Genomic DNA, 24,260 nt, shown 5'->3' on the forward strand with positions numbered 1-24,260 from the left:
CCTCAGCGTAGGCACGCCTCGACGACCGGCGCTATCGCTGCGCGGTCGGTGAGGTCGACCCGCACGGGCTCCAGGACGTCGAGCATCGCCTGGTCCTCGGCGGTCCGGTCCCGCTTGGCGGCCAGGGCGGTACGGATCCCGGCCATCATCGACTTCTCGACGAGCGAGAGCCGGTCGCGATCCATCGCGCCGCGCAGGTGCACGACCTCGAGCCGCTGGCGCAGGTCCTCGTCGAACTTGGCCGCGACGAGCTCGTCGCGCTTCGTGGACAGCGCCGGGTCGCTCAACCCGACCGTCACGAGGACCCATCGTGTGCGGCTCCCCCGACCCATCGCGTCGCGCAGGATCGAGCAGTCGCGCAGCTTGGGCCCGTAGATGGACGCGCAGAACACGACGAGGTCCTCGTCGGCGAGCCGCTGCGCGTCGACCTCGTCGGAGGATGTCACCGGGGCTTCGATGGACTCGGCGATCCACTCCGCGTACCGCTGGGCTGATCCGTACTTCGAGGCGTGGACGACGAGGGTCATGCCTCGAGGCTAGGACGGGACCGGGGTCATCCGGCGGCGTCCGTCCGGCAACTTCACGAGGTTCTCTGGCACTTCTCGAGGATCGCAACCCTCGTGAAGTGACGGCTTCCCCGGTTAACCGGGGAAACCGTCACCGCGGGCGCCGGTAGGTTGAGCGGCGTGACCACGCGCCGCCTGCTGCTCGTCAACGGACCCAACCTGAACCTGCTCGGCACCCGCGAGCCCACGATCTACGGATCCGAGACCCTCGCCGACGTCGAGGCGATCGTCACGGCGGCGGCCGTCGCCCACGGGTACGAGGTGCGAGCGGTCCAGAGCAACCACGAGGGCGTCCTGATCGACGCGATCCACGAGGCGCGCCACGACTGCGCGGGCATCGTGATCAACCCCGGCGGCCTGACCCACACGTCGGTGGTGCTGCGCGACGCGCTGTCGGGGGTGGCCCTGCCGGTCGCCGAGGTGCACATCAGCGACGTCATGGCGCGCGAGCCGTTCCGTCACCACTCGTACGTCGCCGACGTCGCGGACGTGCACGTGATCGGTCAGGGCGTGGCGGGCTACGGAACCGCGACCGAGCAGCTCATCGCCCGCCTCGAGGGCTGATCAGGGCAGCGTGATGGCCGGGACGCAGACGGTGACCGCGGTGTCGGTGCGCAGCTTGGTGCGCGCGTCCCTGAAGCCGCTGTAGTCCGGCCCCACCAGCACCGAGATGTCGTTGTCCACGACGAAGTCGGGCTTGATGCGCTGGACCTTGCCCTTGAACTGGGCCGCGACCAGCTTGGCGCGGGGGTCCTGCGGGTCGGCGGACAGGACGGCGACGTTCTTCGGCGACAGCTTGCCGGGGTTGTTCTTCGTGACGCCGCCGAGGAAGCCGCGACGCTCGAGGTTGATCTTGACCCGGTTGGCCAGACCGGCGCGCTTGCTGGCGTTGTAGACGTCGACCATCACCAGGTTGCTGCTGAGCACCTCGCCCGGGGCGATCTCGCGGACCTCGCAGGCGGGTTCCTCGGCGACCGACTCGGGCTCGCTGAACGCGAGGTTGACCCCCAGGAACGCGCCGCCGATGAAGACGCCGACGGCTCCGGCGACGACGAGTCGCTCCATGGACTTGCTCATGCCTGCTTGCCGATCGTGTGGACGCGCGCGTGCATCATGGTTCGCTGCTGCAGCGCGGCACGCAGGGCGCGGTGCAGTCCGTCCTCGAGGAAGAGCTCGCCCTTCCAGCCGACGACGTGGGCGAACAGATCGCCGAAATACGTCGAGTCGTCGTCGAGGAGGGTCTCGAGGTCGAGCGTGGTCTTGGTCGTGGTGAGATCGTCGAGGCGGACCTGGGTGGGCGCGATGGCGGCCCACTGAGCCTGGCTCAGTCCATGGTCGGGGTACGGACGCCCGTCCCCCACGCGGCGAAAGATCACCCGGTCAGTCTAAGGGGCCCACCCTGCGCCGACGTGCAGTCTCGACGCAGGGAGCGGCGCCGCGGAACCGGGTCGCTGTCCGCGGACGCGATTAGCCTGAGCCCATGACCGAACCGGCAGCAGCTCCGTCCGACCAGATCGAGCAGATCCGCACGGGGTACGCCTTCAAGGGCGCGGCACTCGAGATCGGCGCGCTCGTCGTCGACGGCGAACCGCGTGCGGACGTGCCCGTGCGCATCCCCTTCCGGATGCTGAACCGGCACGGGCTCGTCGCCGGCGCCACCGGCACGGGCAAGACCAAGACGCTGCAGGTGCTGGCCGAGCAGATCGCCGCCGGTGGGGTCCCCGTCTTCGCCGCCGACATCAAGGGAGACCTGTCCGGCATCGCCACGGCGGGCACCGCCAGCGAGCCGCTGCTCGAGCGCACCCGCAGCATCGGCCAGGACTGGCAGCCCACCGCCTCGGCCACCGAGTTCCTCACCCTGGGCGGGCGTGGCACGGGCACGCCGATCCGCGCGACGGTCGACGCGTTCGGGCCGGTCCTGCTGGCCAAGGTGCTCGACCTCAACGCCACGCAGGAGTCGTCCCTGGCCCTGGTCTTCCATTACGCGCGCAAGGCCGAGCTGCGGCTCGTCACCCTCGAGGACCTGCGCGCGGTCGTGGCGTTCCTCGACAGCGACGAGGGCAAGCCCGAGCTGAAGGCGATCGGCGGCCTGTCGAGCGCCACCGTCGGGGTGATCCTGCGCGAGCTCGTCACCTTCGCGGACACCGGCGCGGACGCGTTCTTCGGCGAGCCGTCGTTCGACGTCGCCGACATCCTGCGCACCGCCGCCGACGGCCGCGGGATCGTCTCGCTGCTCGAGGTGCCGGGCGTCCAGGACCAGCCGCGGCTGTTCTCGACCTTCCTCATGTTCCTGCTGCGCGAGCTGTTCTCGACGCTGCCCGAGGTCGGCGACACGGACAAGCCGAAGCTCGTCTTCTTCTTCGACGAGGCGCACCTGCTGTTCAAGGACGCGTCCAAGGACTTCCTCGAGATCGTCGTGCAGACCGTGCGGCTGATCCGCTCGAAGGGGGTCGGCGTCTTCTTCGTGACCCAGACTCCCAAGGACGTGCCCGACGACGTGCTGGCCCAGCTGGGCTCGCGCGTCCAGCACCAGCTCCGGGCCCACACCCCGCAGGACGCCAAGGCACTGCGCGCCACGGTGTCGACGTATCCACACTCGGACTACGACCTCGAGGAGGTGCTGACCCAACTGGCGACGGGCGAGGCGATCGTCACGGTGATGAACGAGAAGGGCGCGCCGTCGCCGGTGGCGTGGACACGGGTCCGGGCGCCCCAGGGATCGATGGATCCCAGTGCCCCCGACGTGCTCGAGGCGGCTGTCGCGGCGTCGCCCCTGACGACCAAGTACGCCGCCAGAGCAGCCGGCGGCGGTGCCGCCTCGGTCCTGGCCGAACGCTCGGCCACCGCCGCGGCGGCCGAGGCCGAGGTGGTCGCCGCCGAGGCCGAGCGCAAGCGCGCCGCCGAGGAGTCCGCGAGGCTCGAGAAGGACCTCGGCCGCAGCACCACGCGGTCCCGCGGACGGACCACCCGGCGGATGTCGCCGATGGAGAAGGCGATCGGCGAGGCCAGCCGCACCGCGGCCCGCGAGATCGTGAAGGCGATCTTCACGAGGAAGAAAAGGTGAGCACGATGCGCCCGAGGATCCATGCAGTCGTCGCCGGGCTCGTGCTGGCGGCCGGTCTGGTCGCGCCCGTGCTGATCAGCTCGACGGCCGAGGCCGCGCCCAGCTACGTCAAGAAGCGGGTCGTGGTCGGCACGACGCACGAGGGACGCAAGATCGTCGCGCTGTACCGCGGCGACCCGAACGCCAAGCGCACCCTGCTGGTGCTGGGCCAGATGCACGGCGACGAGCCCGCCGGGCGCGACACCGCGCTGCACGCGGCCAGGCGACTGCGGCCGCGAGCCGGGACCGGCGTGTGGATCATCCCCTCGATGAACCCGGACGGGCGGTCGAACGGCACCCGCACCAACGCCCGCGGCGTCGACCTCAACCGCAACTGGCCCACCAGCGGCTGGATCAGGGGCACCAAGGGGTCACGCACGTACGGCGGCAGCAAGAAGGGCAGCGAGCGCGAGACCCGGGCGATGATGCGCTTCTTGAAGAAGCATCGCCCCGACTACATCGCCTCGATCCACCAACCGCTCAACGGCATCGGCAAGTCCGACAAGGACGTCGCGTTCGAGAAGCGGCTGGCGAAGCAGCTGGGACTCCAGCGCAAGCACTTCGGTGTCGTGCAGGGCAAGGGCACCTCGCCCACGCTCACCGGGTGGTACAACCGCTACCACGGCAAGGCCGGCACGGCGATCACGATCGAGTACGGCGCCACGCCGTCGAAGGCGTTCAGGACGTACAAGGCCGCCCACGGGATCCTGCGGGCCGCGCGCGTCCACCGCTGAGCTCCGGAGACGAAAGGACCCCTCGCGTACCCGGCAGGGACCACTGACCCTTGCTGCATTCCTGCCCTGGGGGAGTTGGGTGATGTGCCGCCACGCGAGGGGCTGCTCCCAGCATACGGGTTCGGTTCCAGCCGGGTGAACGACCCCGCCGCGCCGCCTCGGGCCCTCGTCGTCGGCGACCTGCACAGGATCTTCACGATTCGTCCCCGCATCCCGACGACCCGGCCTCCTAGGTTGGGAGCATGACGGCGCCGACGTACTCTGCCCTTCCTTCGGAGGTGGCGTCATGACCGCACGCCGCATCCTGCTCGTCGAGGACGAGCCCACCATCGGCGCCGCCGTCACCGAGCGGCTGACCTCGCAGGGGTACGAGGTGGCGCGCGCCTGGGACGGTCCCGGTGCGGTGGCTGCTTTCAAGGAGCACGATCCCGACCTCGTCGTGCTGGACGTGATGCTCCCCGGGTTCGACGGGCACGAGGTCTGTCGCCGGATCCAGGCCGTGCGGCCCGTCCCGGTCCTGATGCTCACCGCGCGCGACGACGAGGCCGACGTGCTGGTGGGTCTGGCGGTCGGCGCGGACGACTACCTGACCAAGCCGTTCCGGATGCGCGAACTGGTCGCGCGGGTCTCGGCCCTGCTGCGGCGGGTCGATCGTGCCGCCGAGCTGGCGGCCTCCGCGCAGGGATCGGTCCGCGAATGGGAGGGCCTGCGTTTGGACGTCGGCGCCCGGCGGGTCTGGGTGGACGGCTCCGAGATCCATCTGACGCCCACCGAGTTCGACCTCCTGGTCTGCCTCGCCGAGACGCCCGGCGACGTGCTGTCGCGCGAGCGCCTGCTGGCCGACGTGTGGGGCTGGGCCGACGCGTCCGGGACGCGCACGGTCGACAGCCACGTGAAGGGGCTCCGCGCGAAGATCGGCACCGAGCGGATCCGCACCGTGCACGGCGTCGGCTACGCGCTCGAGGTCGGTGGCGACCGATGAACCGCCCCCTGGACCCGATCAACTCGGTCAAGGTCAAGCTGGGACTGCTGGTGGCGATCAGCGTCACGGTGGCCTCGCTCGTGGCCACGTTCGGATCCGCCGGCGGCGTGCCGATCTGGCTCAGCATCCCGGTCACGATCGCACTCGCCCTGGCGGTGACCCAGCTGCTCGCGACGGGCATGACGTCGCCGCTGCGGCAGATGACCGTCGCCGCCGCCCGGATGGCGCGCGGAGACCACCGCACGCGCATCACCGACACGTCCCGCGACGAGATCGGCGAGCTGGCCCGCGCGTTCAATCGGATGGCCGCCGACCTCGAGCAGGTCGACCGCCAGCGACGCGACCTGATCGCCAACGTGAGCCATGAGCTGCGCACCCCGCTGACGGCGATGTGCGCGCTGCTGGAGAACCTCGCGGACGGGGTCAGCGAGCCTGATCCGGCCGCACTGCAGACCGCGCTGGCGCAGGCGGAGCGGCTGTCGGCCCTCGTCTCGGACCTGCTGGACCTGTCGCGCCTCGACTCCGGCGCCGCACCGATGACGCTCGAGACCGTCCACGTGCGCGAGCTGCTCACCTCGGCGGCCGCGGAGTTCCAGTACGGCGACCGCGACGTCGAGGTCGCCGTGGACGTCCAGCCGGCACGACTGAACGTCGAGGCCGACGCGGCCAGGCTGGGCCAGCTCGTGGCCAATCTCGTCGACAACGCCGTGCGACACAGCCCGGCGGGCGGGACGGTGTCGCTCCGCGCGACGGCGGACGACACCGACTGGACCCTCGAGGTCACCGACGAGGGCCCCGGCGTTGTTCCCGCCGACCGTGAGCGCGCGTTCGAGCGCTTCGGCACCTTGACCGAGACCGAGGGCGGCGGCGGCACCGGCCTGGGCCTGGCGATCGCCCGCTGGGTCACCGACCTGCATGGCGGATCGATCCGCTTCGTCGACCCCGAGCCGGGCCGCTCCGGCGCCCGCGTCCAGGTCGCCCTCCCGACTCATCCCTCGAACTTCGTCGAGGACCTTCCGAAGGAGACACCCGTGCCCCAGACTCCCGCCCCCGCACCGCTCCCGGCCCATCCGCCGGCGAACACCGCGCCGCCCGTGCCGTCCATGACGGACTCGCTGTTCGGCGGGTTCTGGCCCGACCGCGGTGTCCCCGGACGGCCGCTCCTGCTCGGCTGGGCGATCGGCGTCGGTGTGCTGGCCGGTGTCGCGTTGCCGTTCCACGACCTCGGGCTGGGTGTGTTCCTGGTCCTGATGGCGGCGGGCCTGCTGTTGCTGACGGCGAGTCCTCGTCGGCGGGAGCCGTTCACGATCGCCTGCGCGCTGCTGTGCACGGCCCTGGCCTCCACGGCGCTGCTGCGCGACGCCGAGTGGATCGTGATCCTGTGCCTGATGGCCGGCGGGGCGATCAGCACGATGGCGCTCACCGACGCACGCAACGTCCCGTCGTTCGTGATCTCGGCCATGTCGTGGCCGGTGGCCGGGCTGCGGGGCATCCCGTGGCTCGGGCGGACGATCCGGATGCTGACCGGCGCCGGACACGGCATCGCCGTCCTGCGGACCGCGCTGTGGTCGGCGCTGGGAGTCACGGTGTTCACCTTCCTGTTCATGTCGGCCGACGCCCTGTTCGCGCAGTGGTTCGGCGCGCTCGTCCCCGACCTCGGCTCGGCGGACTTCGCGGTCCGGCTGTTCGTCGCGATCGCGATCGGTGGCATCGCCCTGGCCGGCGCCTACCTCGCACTGAACCCGCCGGAGGTCGACACGGTCCGATGGGACGACCGCCCGGTGGCGAAGCGGTTCGAGTGGCTCGTCCCGGTCCTGGTCGTCGACGCCGTGTTCATCGCGTTCCTCGTGGCACAGGCCGCCGCGATCTTCGGCGGGCGTGACTACTTCGAGCGCACCACCGGCCTGACCTACGCCGAGTACGTCCACCAGGGCTTCGGCCAGCTCACGGTCGCCACCGCGCTCACGCTGTTCGTCGTCTGGGCCGCGTCGCGCAAGGCCCCGCGCGAGACGGTGGCCGACCGCGCCTGGCTGCGCGGAGCGCTCGGACTACTGTGCGTCATGACGCTGCTGGTGGTGGCGTCGGCGCTGAACCGGATGGCGCTCTACCAGGAGGCCTACGGCTTCACCCAGCTGCGATTGCTCGTCGACGTCTTCGAGGGCTGGCTGGGCCTGCTGGTGCTGGCGACGCTCGTCGCGGGCTGGCGCCTGCGCGGCGCGTGGCTCCCGCGGTTCGGCGTGCTCAGCGGCGCGGTCCTGCTGCTGGGGATCGCGGCCATCAATCCGGACGCGTGGATCGCCGACCACAACCTCGATCGCTACGAGTCCACTGGCAAGGTCGACTGGTACTTCCTCTCACAGCTGTCGGACGACGCCGTCCCGACCCTGAGTGAGCGGCTCGGAGCCGACCAGGCGTGCGCGTTGTCGCCCGATCGCCGAGACGACGCGAGCCTGTTCGGGTGGAACCTGGGCCGCGATCGCGCCGAGGACATCGGCCTCGAGACGAGCACGAAGACGGACTACGAGCAGGCGTGCCCGGGCCAGACCGACGACTGACCCGGCGCCGGGTCCATCCCGACTGGCCCGCCGTCGCGGTCGCCACGTAGACTCCTCGGCGGAGGATTCGCATAGTGGCCTAGTGCGCTCGCTTGGAAAGCGGGTTGAGTGAAAGCTCTCAGGGGTTCGAATCCCCTATCCTCCGCCAGCAACGACGGAACCAGCGGGCAGTCGCACCATCGCGACGCCGCTGGTTCCTTCGTTTTCACGGCTGCGAAGGCGATCCCGCACCATGACCGCCGGCGAGCTCACCCGCCGAACTGGGCGCTTCCCTGGGTGGCCGAGGTGCCGAGGTCGCTCTTGGGCAGGGCCGTGCCCGCGCGGGCGGCCTGGATCCACGAGTCGGTGTCGCCGACGGCCGCGAAGTTGGAGTTCAACAACACCATCAGCGTCGTGTGGAGCTGCTCGGCCGAGACACTCCCGGCCTCGTTCGCGAGATGGATGGCGCCCGACGCGTCGGAGAGGACCTCGGCGGTGATGCCACGGGCCTCGGCATCGACGGCCGTCGCGATGTCGCAGTTGTTGGTCATGTACCCGACGATCGTGATCGTGTCGACCTGCTGCTCCTGCAGCCACTGGGCGACCCCCTCTCCGGTGAAGGCGCTGCCGTACACCTTCGAGGCCAGCTTGAACTCGGGCTTCATGCGGCTCTCGATCTCGGGATGCAGCGACCAGCTGGTGGAGCCGACAGCGAAGACGGGCGCTCCCTCGGGCATCTCGTGCTGGAGCACGAGCACGGGCATCGCGAGCTCGGTGGCGACGTCCATGGCCCGCGTGATGTTGGCGAGGGTCTCGTCGCGCGGCGGGTACTGGATCTGCAGGATGCCGTCGAAGTACTCGTTCTGGACGTCGACGACGACGAGGGCGCGGCGCTGGGAAGTCACTGGCAATCTCCTGTGTTCGGGGGTGGAACTCGATCCTCGCTCGCCACGGGGAGTACCGTGAGTGGCACGAATGCCGACTACCGATGGATTCAGGACAATGAAGATCGCCGTCCATGCCTTCGACGGCATCAGCATGTTCCACCTCTCGGTGCCGACGACCGTGTTCGCCGAGGTCCGGTCACTGGGGCTCGATGACTCGTGGCAGACCACCGTGTGGAGCGCCGAGCCGCGGGTGACGACGGCCGAGGGGATGACCCTGGCCGACCTGAGCGGCCCCGACGCCGCCCGCGATGCCGACCTGCTCGTCTTCCCGTCGTGGCACGCCGACCTGCGCCCACCCGGCGACGAGGTGGCGACAGCGATCCGGGAGGCGGCAGGACGCGGCGCGCAGCTGGCCGGCCTGTGCCTGGGCGCCTTCCCCCTGGTCGACTCCGGACTGCTCGACGGCAGGGCCGTGGTCACGCACTGGGGCGCCGCCGACCGGATGTCGACGCGGTACCCCTCGGTCGTGGTGAACGCGGACGCGATCTACGTGGACCACGATGACGTGCTGACCTCCGCCGGGACCGCGTCGGCCCTCGACGCGTGCCTGCACATCGTCCGCCGGGAGCTGGGCTCGGAGGCGGCGGCCACCCTGGCGAGGCACCTGGTCGTGGCACCGCACCGAGACGGCGGCCAGGCGCAGTACATCAGCCGGCCGATGCCCGAGCCCGACGGCACCGGGCAGCTCGGTGCCACGATCGAGTGGGCCCTGGGGAACCTGGACCAGCGCACCGACGTCGAGGCCATGGCGACCCACGCCCGGATGAGCAAGCGCAACTTCAGCCGCCGCTTCACCGAAACCACGGGCTCCAGTCCCGCCCGGTGGCTGCTGGCGCGGCGCCTCGACGAGTCCCGCCGACTCCTGGAGCGCTCGGACCTGCCCATCGACGCCGTGGCCACGCGCAGCGGCTTCGGCAGCGTGGTGACCTTCCGACAGCGCTTCGTGAGTGCCTACGGCACGACGCCCACCTCGTACCGTCGCCGATTCGCGGTGACAGTGCAGGAGTGACGAGCGGGTCCGATCGGCAAGCCCGCCGCTAGCGCCCGGCCTGTCGCACCGGTGCGGCGCGCACGTGTGCACGTTCGCCCTGCTTGCCGACGAGGCTGAGGAACTCCACCGGACCTGAGCTGGTGGCACCGAACCAGTGCGGCGTCCTGGTGTCGAACTCGACGGCCTCACCCGGCTCGAGGGTGAGGTCGTGCTCGCCCAGGACGAGCCTGAGCCGACCGTTGAGCACGAACGCCCAGTCGTGACCCTCATGGGTGCGCAGCTCGGGCTCGGCGTCATCGCGCCCCGCGGGCAGGATGAACTTGTAGGCCTGGATGCCGCCGGCCCGGCGGCTCAACGGCACGACGGTGCCGCCGTCGCCCGACGGGATCGGCCGCAGGTTGACACGTGGGTCGCCGGTCGGCGGGGCGTCCACGAGCTCGTCGAGCGTGACGCCGTGGGCGCGGGCGAGGGGCAGCAGCTGCTCGAGGGTGGGCCGGCGCAGACCCGCCTCGAGCCGGGACAGGGTGCTGGTCGAGATGCCGGTCTCGTCCGCGAGGTCCGCCAGGGTGATGTCCCGGCGCTGACGCAGTCGCTTGAGCCGCGGCCCCACGGCGTCGAGGGTGCGATCCGTGGAATCGGTCATGCCGAGTATTTTGCCATTCGGCAACAAGGATTGCGTTCAGGGCGTCCGATCGTCACGCTCGAGGTGAGGGTGGCGCACGGCCGCCCGAGGAGAGGCGCACATGGAGCACACGTTCGACCAGGAGTACTGGGACGGGATCTGGCAGGGCGACCGGGCCGCGGCCATGGGAGCCGGCGAGCCCAACCCGCATCTCGTCCGCGAGGTGGCGGAGCTGACGCCCGGCACGGCGCTGGACGCCGGCTGCGGGGCCGGCGCCGAGGCTGTCTGGCTGGCCACGCGCGGGTGGCGCGTCACCGGAGCCGACATCGCGACGGAGGCACTCGAACGTGCCGCCGAGCGCGCCGCGGCCGCAGGCGTCTCCGCGAACGTGACGTGGACGCCGGCCGACCTGTCGACGTGGGAGCCGGACAGCCGCTACGACCTGGTGACCACCCACTACGCACACCCGGCGATGCCGCAGCTGGACTTCTACGACCGGCTCGCGTCCTGGGTCGCGCCGGGCGGGACCCTCCTGCTCGTCGGCCATCTCCACCATGACGGGACACCCGGCGACCACGAGCACGAGTCCGTGGAGCCGCCTGCCTCCGCATCGGCGACGGCTGCCACCATCACCGCGCGCCTGGACCCGGACCAGTGGGAGGTCGTGACCGCCCAGGAGTCACAGCGATCCATGCCCGGACACGGGACCACCGTCCACGACGTGGTCGTCAGGGCGACCCGCCGCCACTGAGCCCGCGCCCGATCACGGAAGCATCTGCCGCCGGCGGGTGTTGACCCTGACATGCGTGGTGAATACAAGGTCCTCGGAGGCAAGCTCGTCGCGGTTGATCTGGAGGTCGAGAACGGGAGGCTGGCCGACGTCAGCGTCTCGGGCGACTTCTTCCTCGAGCCCGAGGAGGCGCTGTTCGACGTCAACGCCGCCCTGACCGGACTGTCCGTCGACGCGTCGGTCGAGCAGCTCGCGTCGGCGATCGACGCGGCGGTCGCTCGCGACACGGCGTTCATCGGCTTCACGCCCGAGGCCGTCGGGATCGCGGTGCGGCGGGCGCTCGGCAAGGCGACGGGCTGGCACGACCACACGTTCGACGTCATCGGCCCGGCCGTGATGGACCCGGCGATGCACGTCGCCCTCGACGAGATCATCGGGCGCGAGGTCGCCGACGGCACCCGTCCCCCTACGCTGCGGATCTGGGACTGGGACAGCCCGCTCGTGGTGATGGGCTCGTTCCAGAGCTACCTCAACGAGATCGACCCCGAGGGCGCCGCGAAGCATGGCATCAACGTCGTGCGCCGCGTCTCGGGCGGCGGGGCCATGTTCATGGAGCCCGGCAACTGCATCACGTACTCGCTCGTCGTCCCGCAGTCGCTGGTGGAGGGCCTCAGCTTCGAGCGCTCCTACTCGTTCCTGGACGACTGGATCATCGAGGCGCTCGCGCAGGTGGGCGTGAAGGCGCACTTCGTGCCGCTCAACGACATCGCCAGCGAGGTCGGCAAGATCGGCGGCGCCGCCCAAAAGCGGTTCGCCGGCGGCGCGGTCCTGCACCACGTGACGATGGCCTACGACATCGACGCGGACAAGATGACCGAGGTCCTGCGCATCGGGCGCGAGAAGATGAGCGACAAGGGCACCCGCTCGGCCAACAAGCGCGTCGACCCGATGCGCTCGCAGACCGGCATGACCCGCGACGCGATCATCGAGTCGTTCCTGCAGACCTTCCGCAACCGCTACGCCACGCAGGAGACCGACTACACGCAGGCCGAGCTGACCGAGGCGAAGCGCCTCGTCGACGAGAAGTTCTCGACGCCGCAGTGGACGCACCGCGTGCCGTGACCCCCGGCCGCCACCGCCACAACGACGAGACCCGCCACCCCACAGGGTGGCGGGTCTCGTTCGTGAGGGCTGGGTCAGCCGATCGGGTCGTAGACGTCGTGGTCGCCGACCGTGGCCGCGAGGCGGGCCCGGTGGAACTCGCCGTCACCGATCAGGTGCTCGATCGCGATCAGGCGGCTGGCGTAGTGACCGACCGAGTACTCGGCCGTCATGCCGATGCCGCCGTGCAGCTGGATCGCGTCCAGGCCGATGTGGCGCCCGGCGACGCTGACCTGCAGCGCCGAGTGCGAGGCCGCCGTGGCCAGCTGCTCGGGCGTGGTGGCCTCGTCGGCCGCGACGATCGTGGCCCACGTGATGGCGCTGCGAGCCAGCTCGAGCGCCACGTACATGTCGGCCGCGCGGTGGTTGAGCGCCTGGAACGTGTTGAGCGTGACGCCGAACTGCTTGCGCGTCTTGAGGTAGGCGACCGTCGTGGTGAGCGCGGTCTCCATCGCGCCGAGCGCCTCGTGCGCGTAGGCGATGCGGGCCCGGTCGAGCGCGACGTCGATCGCACCCGTCTGGTCGCCACCGTTGCCCAGCGGGACCGCGGGCGTGTCGGCGAACGTGACGGTGGCGGCGCGGGAGCCGTCGTTCGTCACGGTCGTCTCGACGGCCGTGGCGCCGTCGACGATGAACACGCCGGTGCCGCCCTCGGGCAGGGCCGCCGTCACGAGGAGGACATCGGCCCGCTCGGCCTGCACGACCGGCGCCTTGACGCCGTTGAGCTTGCCGTCGGCGTAGGTGACGCCCGTCGCCTCGGCGCTCCACCGACGACCCGGCTCGAGCCACGCGAGGATCGGCAGGATCTCGCCGCCGGCGATGGCGTCGACGTACTGCTTCCTCTGGTCATCGGTGCCGAGCGCGTCGACCAGGCCGCCGGCCAGGACGATCGCCTCGACGAACGGGTCCGGGGCGATGACCTTGCCGAGCTCCTCGGCGGCCAGCGACACCTCGACGGGCGAGGCCTCGAACGGCAGGCTCAGCACGCCCATCTCGGCGAGCTGCTCCCAAGCGTTGAAGCCGGGCTCGGACTTGGTGACCTCACGACGGGTCTCGGACGAGTCGTAGACGTTGGTGATCAGACCGCGGACGGCCTTGACGAGAGCCTTCTGCTCGGAGTCGATGGTGAAGTCCATGTCACAGTCCCAGGATCGTGCCGGCGATGATCTGGCGCTGGATCTCGTTGGATCCGCCGTAGATCGACACCTTGCGGTTGTTGAGGAAGACGCGGGTGTCGCGGCTGGTGATCGCCGCGGGACCCTCGAGGTCGACGAGCAGGTCCGAGACGGCCTGCGTCAGCTGCGAGCCCTTGATCTTCAGGACGCTGGAGGCCGGGTGCGGCTTGTCGCCGGAGGAGCCGGCGGCCACGCGCAGGGCGGTGAGCTCGAGCGCGGTCAGCTGGTTCTCGATGTCGGCGATCCGCGACGCGTACTGGTCGAACACGCCGAGCTCCTTGGCCTTCTTCTTGGCCGAGGCCAGGTGCAGCTGGCTGTCGCCGACGCGGGCGATGCCCACGCGCTCGTTGCCGAGCAGGAACTTGGCGTACGTCCAGCCCTTGTTCTCCTCGCCGACGAGGTTCTCGACGGGGACGCGGACGTTGTCGAAGAAGACCTCGTTGACCTCGTGGCCGCCGTCGATCAGCTCGATCGGGCGGACCGTGAGGCCCTCGGTCTTCATGTCGATCAGCAGGAAGCTGATGCCCATCTGCTTCTTCGGGGCATCGGGATCGGTGCGCACGAGCGTGAAGATCCAGTCGCCGTACTGGCCGAGCGTGGTCCACGTCTTCTGGCCGTTGACGACGTAGTGGTCGCCGTCGCGGACCGCGGTGGTGCGCAGGCCGGCGAGGTCGGACCCGGCGTCCGGCTCGGAGAAGCCCTGGCTCCACCAGATGTCGAGGTTGGCGGTGGCCGGGAGGAACCGCTCCTTGAGCTCCTGGGAGCCGAAGGTGGCGATGACCGGGCCGACCATCGAGGCGTTGAACGCCAGCGGCGGCATGACGCCGGCCAGCTGCATCTCCTCGTGCCAGATGTGGCGCTGGAGCTGGGTCCAGTCCTTGCCGCCCCACTCGACGGGCCAGCCGGGAACGGCCAGGCCGCCGGCGTTGAGGGCCTGCTGGGAGCGCACGATCTGGTCCTGCGTGAGCTCGCCGCGGTTGATCACGGCGTCGCGGATGTCCTGGGGGACCTGGGTCGTGAAGAATTCCCGCATCTCTTCACGGAAAGCCTGGTCCTCGGCTGACAGCTGAAGTCTCATGGTGCCCTTTCGCACTAAGCGCTTGCTTAGCCCCGAGACTACTGTGCAACTCCCGTTGACACCAGCGAGTCACTTGCGGCGGGACTTGGCCCGGAACGGGCCCACCAAGCGCGGTCCGGAGAGCCGCCTTTCGAGCCTACGCGTCTCGCGCCCGATGGGTTGAGCCGCGTACTCCCCCAGGATCACGCCGGCCGCCAGGGCGACCGCCACCGCGCCGGCGGTGATGCCCGAGAAGATGCCTCCGAGGCTCTCCTCGGAGAGCTGCGCCAGCGCGAGGTAGATGGTCAGCCCGGGGAGCAGCGGGACGATCCCCGGGACGACGATCACGAGTGCCGGAACCCGCAGGATCCGCGACGCGGGGTAGCTGGCGGCCCCGAGCAGGAACGCGGCGGCACCAGCCGCCCACGGGCGGTCGAGGCCGTTCTGGAACAAGGCGGCGGAGAGGGCCCCCGCGCCCGCGCCGATGACGGCGATCACGGGGATGGAGGTCCACGGGGCGTACGAGCCCACCGCGAAGCCCGCCGCGGCGATTCCCGCGCCGATCGTGACGTACGGCAGGTGGGACAGGTCGGGCCACGCGGTACCCGACCCGAGGTCGACGCCCAGCATCCGGCCGACCATGATCCCGCCGGAGACGCCCGCCACGATGCCGCCCGTCGCCAGCACGACCTCGAGCAGGCGGGCGACGGCCGTCAGGTGGTACCCGGTCAGGGCGTCCTGGATCGAGCCCATGAGACCGAGCCCGGCCAGCAGGACGACGATGTTGGCGGCGATGACCAGCGACGGCGGCGCGGGCACCGAGGCGGCCGCGGCGAGCACGGCGATGAGCGAGGCGCACAGTCCGCCGACGACCTGGATGTAGAACTCGGGAAGCCGCCGGACGTCCATGGGCCGGCGCAGCAGCTCGATCGCGACAGCGGCGAGGAACGCGATCACGACCACGAGCAGGTCGCCTCCCAGCATCAGGGCGACGCCGGCACCGACCGAGCCGGACGCGGCGGTCACGACCCACCGCGGTCGCGCGTGCCCGCTGGTGGCGATCTGTCCGAGCCGCAGGCGCGCCTCGTCGAGGTCGATCTCGTTGTTGAGCAGGTCCGCCACCAGCCGATCGATCGCCGTGACGTCCTCGAAGTCGGTCTCGCGCCGGACGACGTTGCGACGCAGGATCAGCGGCGGCTCGTCCAGCTGCTGGTCATGGACCATCGTCAGCATGATGTGCGTGACGTCGACATAGGTGCCGCGCAGCCCGAGATGATGCGCGATCGAGGCCATCGTGGCGGAGACGTCGGCCGTGCCCGCTCCGTTGGACAGGAGCATCTCTCCGACACGGAGGGCCAGGTCCATGATCCGCAGGGTCTGCGGCGCCGAGCTGGTCATGCCTCCACGGTGACGGACGGGTCAAGGCGGCGGACGGGGCCCCTGCCCCACCCGCCGCCCGGACCATGTGAGTGCTGCTGGGTCACTTCTTCTTCAGCACCCGCTTCACGTACGGCTGGCCACCGGCTTTCCAGTCGAGACGACCGACGTAGAGGAACTTCGGCCCCTCACCTCGCTTGTAGTTGGCGCGGTGACCGTTCCAGAACAACCACCAACGGCCCTGCGAGTCGCCGATCGCCTGGGCGTTACCCCGGCCCAGCGTGTTCGTGCCCTTCGGGAACGAGAGGCGGGTGGCCTTCTTCGGCCAGGCACCCCACGGGTTGGTCGTCTGGCGGTACTGGGTCCAGTACTTCGGCGTGCCGTACCAACCCCACGAGGTGAACAGCGTGAACGTCCCGTTGCGCTCGACCAGGACCGGGTTCTCCTCGATGTACCGGTGACGCTTGCGGATCAGCTGGACGCTGCGCACCTTGCCGTTCACGGGGTTGGCGATGGCGCGGTTGGGCGAGGCGGGGTCGAGGTTGAGCATGCGGGTCGAGGTGTCCCACATCGTCTTGCCGCCCGACTTGTACCCCCGCTGCGTCTTGAACAGCAGGACCGTCCTGCCACCGACGACAGCCGGGGTGGCGTCGATCAGGCCGAACCGGCGCTTGCCCGCGATCGAGTCCTGCGGCTTGAGCTTCTTGAAGCCGCGCCAGCAGGCGATGGGCTGCGGGTCGGGCGTGAACGGGCCCAGGTGCGTCGCCGCCGTGCCGGTGCCGATGCAGCGGGTCGAGCCGGCTCCACGGACCAGGGCCGAGTAGTAGACGACCCACTGACCGTTCGTCCCGCGGATGATCGACGGTGCCCAGACCCCGCGCTTCTTCGGGTTGGCCCACTTCGGCGCCGAGCTCAGCAGGCGCTTCTTCGTCGACGTCCACGGGCCCCGCGGGTGTGGTGCCGTCCGGGCCACCGCCGGCTTGTCCCACGCCGCGGTGCGCAGCATGACGAAGCCGGCCCCGGGCACCTCGGCGACGCCCGGGTTGGCCCAGCTGCGCAGGATCGGCTTGTCCGGCGCCGCGTTGGCCGCAGGCACCGCGAGCACGCCCGCGGCGAGCGCCACGGTCGTGACTCCGGCCAGGGCGAGTCGTGCATGGATTCGTGTCATGAAAGGTCCTTCCCCCGATTCGTGACCACCTGGTCACGCTGGGGAGTCTAATGACGCTGACGGACACCGCACGCCGCCGAAACGACCGCCGTCGGCGCCGACGCCTAGGGTGGGCACGCAGTCCGACGTCGCGAGGAGACCACCGTGCAGACCTGGAGCGCCGACATCCTGGGGGACCCCTACGAGCGGCTCACGATCGACCTGGGCGACGACCCCGACGGCGAGGGCTCGATCACCGCGACCCTCGTCCGGCGCCAGCACGAGGGCCAGCCACGCGCCGCGGTCATCTACGTCCACGGGTTCTCGGACTACTTCTTCCAGACCGAGCTGGCCGAGTTCTACGCCGAGCGCGGCTTCGCGTTCTACTCACTCGACCTGCGCAAGTGCGGCCGGTCCCTCGCCCCGGGGCACACACCCCACTACGTGTCCGACCTCGCGCTGTACGACGCCGAGCTGGACGAGGCGCTGCGCATCGTCCGCTCCGAGGTGCCGGACGCCCCGATCGTCCTGTCGGCGCACTCCACCGGCGGACTGATCCTGCCGTTGTGGCTCGACCGGATGAACCTCGCACCGGGCGGCACCCGCGCCCACGGCGTCGCCGGTCTCGTGCTCAACAGCCCGTGGTTCGACCTGCAGGGTGCCGCGTGGATGCGCACGGTCGGCACCGAGTTCATCCGCGCGGTCTCCAAGGTGCGCCCGCGCGAGGCGATGAAGCTGCCGTCCACGGACTCCTACGGCGTGAGCCTGCACCACCAGCACGGCGGGGCGTGGGACTACGACATCGCGTGGAAGCCGCTCGAAGGGTTCCCCGTGACGTTCGGCTGGATGACCGCCGTCCGGCGCGGGCACGCCCACCTGCACCGGGGCCTGGACATCGGTGTCCCGTCCCTCGTGCTGCGCTCGCACCGGACCTGGTTCAGCCGCAAGCACCACCCCAACACCGACACGTCCGACGCCGTCCTCGACGTCCGCCAGATCGCCCGCTGGGCGGGCTGCCTCGGCGGTGACGTGACGTCGCTGCAGGTGCGCGACGCACGGCACGACGTCTACCTGTCCAACGACGAGCCGCGTGCCGAGGCGTACCGCCTGACGTCCGAGTGGCTCGAGCGGTGGATCCCGTGACGGGGGCGTCGCGCGCCGTCCCCGGGACAACTTTTGGACGCGGATCCACGCGATTCGTGCCGGGAACGGTGGATTCACGACCAAAAGTCGACCGGGAACGCAGGTGACCCGCCCATGACCCGCACGATCGGGTTCGACCTGGACATGACGCTGATCGACTCGCGCCCGGGGATCCGCGCCGTGTACGAGGAGCTCTCGCGGCAGACGGGCGTGTTCATCGACGCCGAGCTGGCCGTGTCGCGCCTCGGACCGCCGCTCACGTGGGAACTGGGTCACTGGTTCCCGACCGAGACCGTTCCCGAGATGTTCACTCGGTACCGAGCGATGTACGCCGAGATCGCCGTGCCGAAGGTGATCGCCATGCCCGGCGCCGCCGAAGCGCTCGCCGCCGCGCGTGACCTCGGCCGCGCCATCGTCATCACCGCGAAGAACGGCCCCAACGCCGTCCACCACCTCGAGCACCTGCGCCTGCCGCACGACGCCGTCATCGGCGACGCGTGGCGCGAGCAGAAGGCCGAGGTCCTCATGCACGAGGACGCGGACACGTACGTCGGCGACCACGTGCACGACATGGACGCGGCGCGGATCGCCGGCGTCGTCGGGATCGCCGTGACGACCGGACCGTGCTCGGCCGAGGAGCTGGGCGAGGCCGGAGCCGCACACGTCGTGGAGGGTCTGGCGTCCGTGAGCTCGCTCCTGCGAGACGCATGAAAAAGGTGTGACCAATGGAACTTTTCGACCGACAATCGTAGTAAGATCGTCCCCGCTCGGGGGAGCTCATTCATTTCGGAGACCCTCGATGTCAATGCGTCACGTCCTCGTTCCTGCCGTCGTCGCGCTCGTGGTCGGGGCTTCGGTCCCTGCCGTCGCCGACGACACGATCGACGGGCCGGCTGTGGCGGACCCGTCCGCCACGGCGCCGGTCGAGGAACCGACGACGGAACCGACGAGTGACCCGACCGAGCCCTCCCCCGAACCCAGCGAGACGCCGACGGGCCCCGCGGTCGACGAGCCCTCCGACGCGCCGACGGTCGCGCCCACCACCGCAGCGACGCCGAAGCCGACCCGGACGCGGCGAAGCGCCGAGCAGCGCGCGGCCGCTGGGGCCGTCACGCTCGTGACGACCTTATCCGCCCTTCGGCAGGCGCTGTCCTCCTGCGCTGCGGGCGACGTGACTCGCCTGGGTTCGAACATCTCGGTCAGCAACCAGGTCGTCATGGTCGGATGCGACGCGACCCTCGACCTCGCCGGCCATCAGCTCAACCTCGAGGGCATACTCGTGAACTCGGGTGCTCAGGCGACCATCGACGACTCGGTCGGCGGTGGCCGACTGCACTCGACGAGCCGCTACGGCGTCGCGGCCATCTCCCCTTCGGCCGACGCCGAGCTCACGATCGCCGGTGGCAGCATCACCGCCGCGGGCGCGCAGTCCGTCGCCGGCATCACCGTGCCCGCGAACGCCACGCTCAACATCACGGGCGGCACGGTGACCGCCACGGGCGGCTCGATGTCCGCCGGCATCGGCGGCAACGGCTGGGGCGACTCGGGGACGATCAAAATCAGCGGCGGAACCGTGAACGCGACGGGCGGCTTCCAGGGCGCCGGCATCGGCGGCGGCTACAACCGCAGCCAAGGTCCGATCTCGATCACCGGCGGGACCGTCACCGCCACCGGCCGCGGAGGCCAGTTCAGCACGACGGACGAGGGCGGCGCCGGCATCGGGCCCTCGGACGACGGATACTCCGCCGGAGCGATCCTGATCGGCGAGCGCGCCACCGTCACCGCGACGGGAGGCCCCCTCGCCTCCGCGATCGGCTACGGCGGCGACGGTTTCGACTACGGCGCCACGACCAAGGCCCGGGTCACGATCGACGGCACGGTCCGCACCAGCGGCATCCTGAACACGTACAACGGCGTCTACACGGTCGGCGCGACGGGACAGGTCCTCGGCCTGGACGACGACCCCCAGGCGGGCCCAGTCATCACCGGAAACGGCACGATCGTCAACAACGGCGCGATTCGACCCACCTCGGTCGCGTCCACCGCCAAGGTCAACAACCATCACTTCACCGTCTCCTACAACCTCGCCGCCGGCACCGCCGGACCCGGTGGGACGCCGAGCGTGACGATCTACGCGCCGACCCTGCGCGCCGCAGGACTCGCCCTGCCGGCGCGACCCACCCGCAGCGGCCACGTCTTCGACGGCTGGACCCGCTCGGGCGGCTCGGCCTTCACACTGGACACCGATCTGGGCAACGGGTCGACCAACGGCAACGCCGTGTCGGCCCCGGTCACCGCCGCGTGGGCGACCACGACCTCTTGGCTGGGCCGCGTGTTCAACTGCACCGACGGCCGGACGGTGCGCCTGCCCGAGGACATGACGGCCAGCTCGGTGACGGCCGTGGCCTCGTGCGACCTCACGCTGGACCTGAACGGTCACAACCTGACGGTCGGATCGGTCACCATCGCGCCGGGCAATACCCTCACCGTCGACGACGGCCGTACGGGCGGGACCTTGGTCGCTCGCGGAGGCCAAGCGGGCATCCGCACGACGGATGCCACCCTCGTCATCGACGGAGGCACCATCACCGCCACCGGTTCGAACTTCGCAGCGGGCATCGGCGGCGTCAGCGGAGAGGCCGGCGGCACCGTCACCATCAACGGTGGAACCGTCACCGCGACCGGTTCGAACAACGCAGCGGGCATCGGCGGCGGCCACCTGGGCGGAACGGGAACAGTCACGATCAGCGGCGGTACCGTCACAGCCCGCGCCACGGGTGTTTCCGGCGCCGGCATCGGGTCCGGCTGGCGTGGCGGCATCGGCTCGGTGCACATCACCGGCGGCTCGGTCACGGCGACCGGCGCCACGGCGGCTCCGGGGATCGGATCGGGCGGGGACGCCGGCCTCAAGACGTCGGTGGAGATCACGGGCGGCACCGTCGTCGCCCATGGCGGCGCCATCGTCCCCGGGGGTGACGTCGATGTTCCCGGCATCGGTCCGGGACCGGGTGGAGTTGGCATCGACGTCGTCATCGGCGCCGGCGCGGACGTCACCGTCAACGCCGACGCCCAAGCCCCGACCGCGCTGGGATCGACGGACTGGCGAGGGCTCCACGGCTCGGTCCGGATCGACGGCACGGTGCGCCTCCCGTCGGGGACGCTCGGCACCACCAACAACCCGATCACGGTCGGCGCTACCGGGCAGGTCCTGGGCACCACCGCCGACCCGACGACCGGCGCCCGGATCACCGGGTCCGGCACGATCGCCAACGGTGGCCTGATCGCCCTGAGCGACGTCGCGGGCACGGTGGGCATCACAGGTCACCACTACGCCGTGACCGCGTCGACCGGCTCGGCGACGGTCTACGGCCCCTCGGTCCGGACCGGCCACCGGACGATGCCCGCCGACCCGACGCGCGGGATCGACACGTTCACGGGATGGACCCACGACGACGACCCGTTTACCGCGATGACCACCCTGCCCGGCACGAGCGCCGACGGCGCGGCCGTGCCGGTGGACCTCTCCGCCACGTGGGACGAGGGTGCCGCGGCGTTCGATCGTGCTGCCATCTCCGTCACGGCCGGGGACCCGGTCGCGACGGATCTCACGCTGACCGACGGCGACGGCGACCCGGTCTCGGTGGATCCCGCCGACTGGACGATCACCACCCCCGCCGACGTCTCGCTCACGCACACGAACGGCGCGTGGGGGCTCTCGGGCACCCTGGCCGGGACCGGCACCGTCACGGCCTCCACCGTGGCGGGCGGCCGGACCTACACGGCGGAGCTCGCCGTCACGGTGAACGCTGCGGCCCAGTCGGAGCTCGTGGTCGCGTCCTCCGGCACCCCGGCCCAGGGCGAGACGATCACCCTCTCGGCCGAGGGCCGGGACCGTTTCGGCAACGATCTCGGCGACGTCACGGGTGACGTGATCTTCACCAGCTCGAACCCCAGCGACGTCATCGACGGCGCCGAAGCGTCCTTCACCCAGGCCGGCGACCGCACCTTCACCGCGACCCACGCGGACGGGAGCACGGGCACCCTCGTGGTGAGCGTGGCCGTCGTGCTGGACCCCGTCCTCACCATGACGCTCTCCTCCACCGGCACCGCCGCACAGGGCGGGACCATCGCGCTCAGTGCCACGGGCGCCGACCGGTTCGACAACGATCTCGGCGACGTCACCGGCGACGTGAGCTTCACCAGCTCGAACCCCAGCGACATCATCGACGGCGCCAACGCGTCCTTCACCCAGGCCGGGAAGCGCACCTTCACCGCAACCCACGCCAACGGCACGACCGCGACCCTGGAGGTCGACGTGGCCGTGGCTCTCGACGAGGTCGCCGAGATGGAGCTCACGTTCACCGGCACGGCGCGCCAAGGCGAGAGCATCGAGCTGACGGTCACCGGCACCGACCGGTTCGGCAACGACCTCGGCGACGTCACCGGCGACGTGACCTTCACCAGCTCGGTGTCCTCCGATGTCGTGGACGGCAACCGTGTCACGTTCCCGCACGCATCGCCGCACACGATCACGGCGACCCACGCCACCGGGACGACCGCGACGCTGATGGTCCGGGTCGAGGCGGTCTCCCAGACCGACGAGACCGAGGCGAAGCTGCCCGCGGCGGGCAGCACGATGTCGGCCTGGTGGCTCGCCTCCGGACTCGCGCTGCTGCTCGCAGGCGGTGCGTTCGTCGGGCGTGCGCGGCGACGATGACCGCTGTCGGGTCAGGCGTCTAGGGTGGTCTCCGTGGATGCACCCCTGGCTCTTTACCGGCGCTACCGGCCCGAGACGTTCGCCGAGGTCATCGGCCAGGACCACGTCACCGATCCGTTGCGCCACGCGCTGTCGAACAACCGGGTCAACCACGCCTACCTGTTCAGCGGTCCGCGCGGCTGCGGCAAGACCACCAGCGCTCGGATCCTGGCGCGTGCGCTGAATTGCGAGAAGGCACCGATCTCCGACCCGTGCGGCGAGTGCCAGAGTTGTCGCGACCTCGCGCGCGGCGGACCGGGCAGCATCGACGTCATCGAGATCGACGCGGCCAGCCACGGCGGTGTCGACGACGCCCGCGACCTGCGCGAGCGCGCGTTCTTCGCCCCCGTCAGCAGCCGCTACAAGGTGTACATCATCGACGAGGCCCACATGGTCTCGCCGCAGGGCTTCAACGCGCTGCTCAAGCTGGTCGAGGAGCCGCCGCCGCACCTGAAGTTCATCTTCGCCACGACCGAGCCGGACAAGGTCATCGGCACGATCCGCTCGCGCACGCACCACTACCCGTTCCGACTGGTGCCGCCGAAGCTGCTCAGCGACTACATGCTCCAGCTGTGCCAGAGCGAGGGCGTCACCCTCGAGCCCACCGCGCTCCCGCTCGTGGTGCGCGCCGGCGGCGGCTCCGTCCGTGACTCGCTCAGCGTGCTCGACCAGCTCCTCGCCGGCTCCGGCCCCGACGGCGTCACGTACGACCTGGCCGTCCAGCTGCTGGGCTACACGCCCGACTCGCTGCTCGACGAGGCCGTCGAGGCCTTCGCCGCCAGCGACGCCGCGACGGTGTTCGGCGTCGTCGACAAGGTGATCGAGTCCGGTCAGGACCCCCGACGTTTCGCCGAGGACCTGCTCCAGCGCTTCCGCGACCTCGTGATCCTCAAGGCCGTGCCGAACGCGGCCGAGACCGGTCTAATCGACACGCCCGCCGACCGCACGGCGGTCCTGCAGCGACAGGTCGCCGGCTTCGAGCCGACCGAGCTGACCCGCGCGGCCGATCTCGTCAGCGAGACCCTGACCGAGTTCCGCGGTGCCACGGCTCCGCGCCTCATGCTCGAGCTGATGTGTGCGCGGATCCTCGTGCCCGGTGCGGACAACTCGGTCGAGGGGTTCCACGCCCGGCTCGACCGGCTCGAGCGCCGCCTGTCGGGGGCCGCCCCCTCTGCCGAGGTCACCGCCGCGGCCCCGGCGCCCGCACCTGCGCCCACGGCTCCCGTGCCCGAGGC

Annotated in this window: 21 protein-coding genes, 1 tRNA gene and 1 other RNA gene; 13 read left to right on the top strand and 10 right to left on the bottom strand. The window is 70.7% G+C overall.

All coding sequences use genetic code 11. The annotated features are described in order from the left end of the window. Positions 1 to 2: 2 nt before the first annotated feature. Positions 3 to 527 carry a flavodoxin domain-containing protein gene (locus RT323_RS04885; protein WP_313405495.1) on the bottom strand — a complete coding sequence of 175 codons (525 nt, stop codon included), beginning with the start codon at positions 525 to 527 and terminating at the stop codon, positions 3 to 5. Between the two features lie 159 nt (positions 528 to 686). Between RT323_RS04885 and aroQ the strand changes: the two genes are divergently transcribed. Beyond that, positions 687 to 1,130: a type II 3-dehydroquinate dehydratase gene (gene aroQ, locus RT323_RS04890; protein ID WP_313405496.1), complete on the top strand. Its 444-nt coding sequence runs from the start codon at positions 687 to 689 to the stop codon at positions 1,128 to 1,130. On the opposite strand, the gene RT323_RS04895 is transcribed toward aroQ, so the two are convergent. Together RT323_RS04895 and RT323_RS04900 are read right to left on the bottom strand one after the other, a co-directional pair. Further along, complete coding sequence (locus RT323_RS04895) at positions 1,131 to 1,643, bottom strand: LytR C-terminal domain-containing protein (RefSeq protein WP_313405497.1); 513 nt, start codon at positions 1,641 to 1,643, stop codon at positions 1,131 to 1,133. Further along, positions 1,640 to 1,942: a type II toxin-antitoxin system VapB family antitoxin gene (locus tag RT323_RS04900; protein WP_313405499.1), complete on the bottom strand. Its 303-nt coding sequence runs from the start codon at positions 1,940 to 1,942 to the stop codon at positions 1,640 to 1,642. Before RT323_RS04900 ends, RT323_RS04895 begins: the two co-directional genes overlap by 4 nt. A gap of 104 nt (positions 1,943 to 2,046) precedes the next feature. Between RT323_RS04900 and RT323_RS04905 the strand changes: the two genes are divergently transcribed. Next, the gene (locus RT323_RS04905) at positions 2,047 to 3,630 is read left to right on the top strand and encodes a helicase HerA-like domain-containing protein (protein ID WP_313405501.1); all 1,584 of its coding nucleotides are present in this window, start codon (positions 2,047 to 2,049) and stop codon (positions 3,628 to 3,630) included. 5 nt (positions 3,631 to 3,635) lie between these two features. Beyond that, a complete protein-coding gene (locus RT323_RS04910; protein ID WP_313405534.1) occupies positions 3,636 to 4,403 on the top strand; it encodes a DUF2817 domain-containing protein in 768 nt (255 codons plus the stop codon). A gap of 10 nt (positions 4,404 to 4,413) precedes the next feature. On the opposite strand, the gene ffs is transcribed toward RT323_RS04910, so the two are convergent. Continuing rightward, positions 4,414 to 4,510, bottom strand: an RNA gene (gene ffs / locus RT323_RS04915) — signal recognition particle sRNA small type. Positions 4,511 to 4,689: 179 nt separating this feature from the next. On the opposite strand from ffs, the gene RT323_RS04920 reads away from it, so the two are divergent. From RT323_RS04920 to RT323_RS04930, 3 genes are all read left to right on the top strand, one after another. Then, entirely contained in the window at positions 4,690 to 5,385 is a 696-nt protein-coding gene (locus tag RT323_RS04920) for a response regulator transcription factor (protein WP_313405502.1), read from the top strand. Beyond that, positions 5,382 to 7,940, top strand: a complete 2,559-nt coding sequence (locus tag RT323_RS04925; RefSeq protein WP_313405504.1) for a DUF4153 domain-containing protein — start codon at positions 5,382 to 5,384, stop codon at positions 7,938 to 7,940. Before RT323_RS04920 ends, RT323_RS04925 begins: the two co-directional genes overlap by 4 nt. Before the next feature lie 60 nt (positions 7,941 to 8,000). Next, positions 8,001 to 8,088, top strand: a tRNA-Ser gene (locus tag RT323_RS04930). Positions 8,089 to 8,188: 100 nt separating this feature from the next. Here RT323_RS04930 and RT323_RS04935 read toward each other — a convergent pair. Beyond that, complete coding sequence (locus RT323_RS04935; protein WP_313405506.1) at positions 8,189 to 8,824, bottom strand: isochorismatase family protein; 636 nt, start codon at positions 8,822 to 8,824, stop codon at positions 8,189 to 8,191. A gap of 97 nt (positions 8,825 to 8,921) precedes the next feature. Here RT323_RS04935 and RT323_RS04940 point away from each other — a divergent pair, with 97 nt between their 5' ends. Beyond that, the gene (locus RT323_RS04940; protein WP_313405507.1) at positions 8,922 to 9,875 is read left to right on the top strand and encodes a helix-turn-helix domain-containing protein; all 954 of its coding nucleotides are present in this window, start codon (positions 8,922 to 8,924) and stop codon (positions 9,873 to 9,875) included. 28 nt (positions 9,876 to 9,903) lie between these two features. Here RT323_RS04940 and RT323_RS04945 read toward each other — a convergent pair whose 3' ends face one another. Continuing rightward, on the bottom strand, positions 9,904 to 10,500 hold the full coding sequence (locus tag RT323_RS04945; protein ID WP_313405509.1) for an XRE family transcriptional regulator: 597 nt from the start codon (positions 10,498 to 10,500) through the stop codon (positions 9,904 to 9,906). Between the two features lie 100 nt (positions 10,501 to 10,600). On the opposite strand from RT323_RS04945, the gene RT323_RS04950 reads away from it, so the two are divergent. Continuing rightward, positions 10,601 to 11,230 carry a class I SAM-dependent methyltransferase gene (locus RT323_RS04950; protein WP_313405510.1) on the top strand — a complete coding sequence of 210 codons (630 nt, stop codon included), beginning with the start codon at positions 10,601 to 10,603 and terminating at the stop codon, positions 11,228 to 11,230. A 51-nt stretch (positions 11,231 to 11,281) separates the two neighbouring features. Continuing rightward, entirely contained in the window at positions 11,282 to 12,331 is a 1,050-nt protein-coding gene (locus tag RT323_RS04955; protein WP_313405512.1) for a biotin/lipoate A/B protein ligase family protein, read from the top strand. A 74-nt stretch (positions 12,332 to 12,405) separates the two neighbouring features. Here the strand turns inward: RT323_RS04955 and RT323_RS04960 are convergent, their stop codons facing one another. From RT323_RS04960 to RT323_RS04975, 4 genes are all read right to left on the bottom strand, one after another. Beyond that, complete coding sequence (locus RT323_RS04960) at positions 12,406 to 13,506, bottom strand: acyl-CoA dehydrogenase family protein (RefSeq protein WP_313405514.1); 1,101 nt, start codon at positions 13,504 to 13,506, stop codon at positions 12,406 to 12,408. Between the two features lies 1 nt (position 13,507). Then, complete coding sequence (locus tag RT323_RS04965; protein WP_313405516.1) at positions 13,508 to 14,623, bottom strand: acyl-CoA dehydrogenase family protein; 1,116 nt, start codon at positions 14,621 to 14,623, stop codon at positions 13,508 to 13,510. Positions 14,624 to 14,692: 69 nt separating this feature from the next. Continuing rightward, the gene (locus tag RT323_RS04970; RefSeq protein ID WP_313405518.1) at positions 14,693 to 16,000 is read right to left on the bottom strand and encodes a threonine/serine exporter family protein; all 1,308 of its coding nucleotides are present in this window, start codon (positions 15,998 to 16,000) and stop codon (positions 14,693 to 14,695) included. Positions 16,001 to 16,082: 82 nt separating this feature from the next. Beyond that, positions 16,083 to 17,147: a family 43 glycosylhydrolase gene (locus RT323_RS04975; RefSeq protein ID WP_313405520.1), complete on the bottom strand. Its 1,065-nt coding sequence runs from the start codon at positions 17,145 to 17,147 to the stop codon at positions 16,083 to 16,085. Between the two features lie 144 nt (positions 17,148 to 17,291). Between RT323_RS04975 and RT323_RS04980 the strand changes: the two genes are divergently transcribed. The 4 genes from RT323_RS04980 to RT323_RS04995 form a co-directional block, all read left to right on the top strand. Then, positions 17,292 to 18,269: an alpha/beta hydrolase gene (locus tag RT323_RS04980; protein ID WP_313405522.1), complete on the top strand. Its 978-nt coding sequence runs from the start codon at positions 17,292 to 17,294 to the stop codon at positions 18,267 to 18,269. 114 nt (positions 18,270 to 18,383) lie between these two features. Beyond that, a complete protein-coding gene (locus tag RT323_RS04985; RefSeq protein WP_313405524.1) occupies positions 18,384 to 18,980 on the top strand; it encodes an HAD hydrolase-like protein in 597 nt (198 codons plus the stop codon). 94 nt (positions 18,981 to 19,074) lie between these two features. Next, on the top strand, positions 19,075 to 22,986 hold the full coding sequence (locus tag RT323_RS04990) for an InlB B-repeat-containing protein (RefSeq protein ID WP_313405526.1): 3,912 nt from the start codon (positions 19,075 to 19,077) through the stop codon (positions 22,984 to 22,986). A 33-nt stretch (positions 22,987 to 23,019) separates the two neighbouring features. After that, positions 23,020 to 24,260, top strand: a 1,241-nt coding sequence (locus RT323_RS04995) for a DNA polymerase III subunit gamma and tau (RefSeq protein ID WP_313405528.1), incomplete at its 3' end; no start/stop codon positions are given.

Source organism: Aeromicrobium sp., from assembly GCF_032084975.1.
GTDB lineage: Bacteria > Actinomycetota > Actinomycetes > Propionibacteriales > Nocardioidaceae > Aeromicrobium.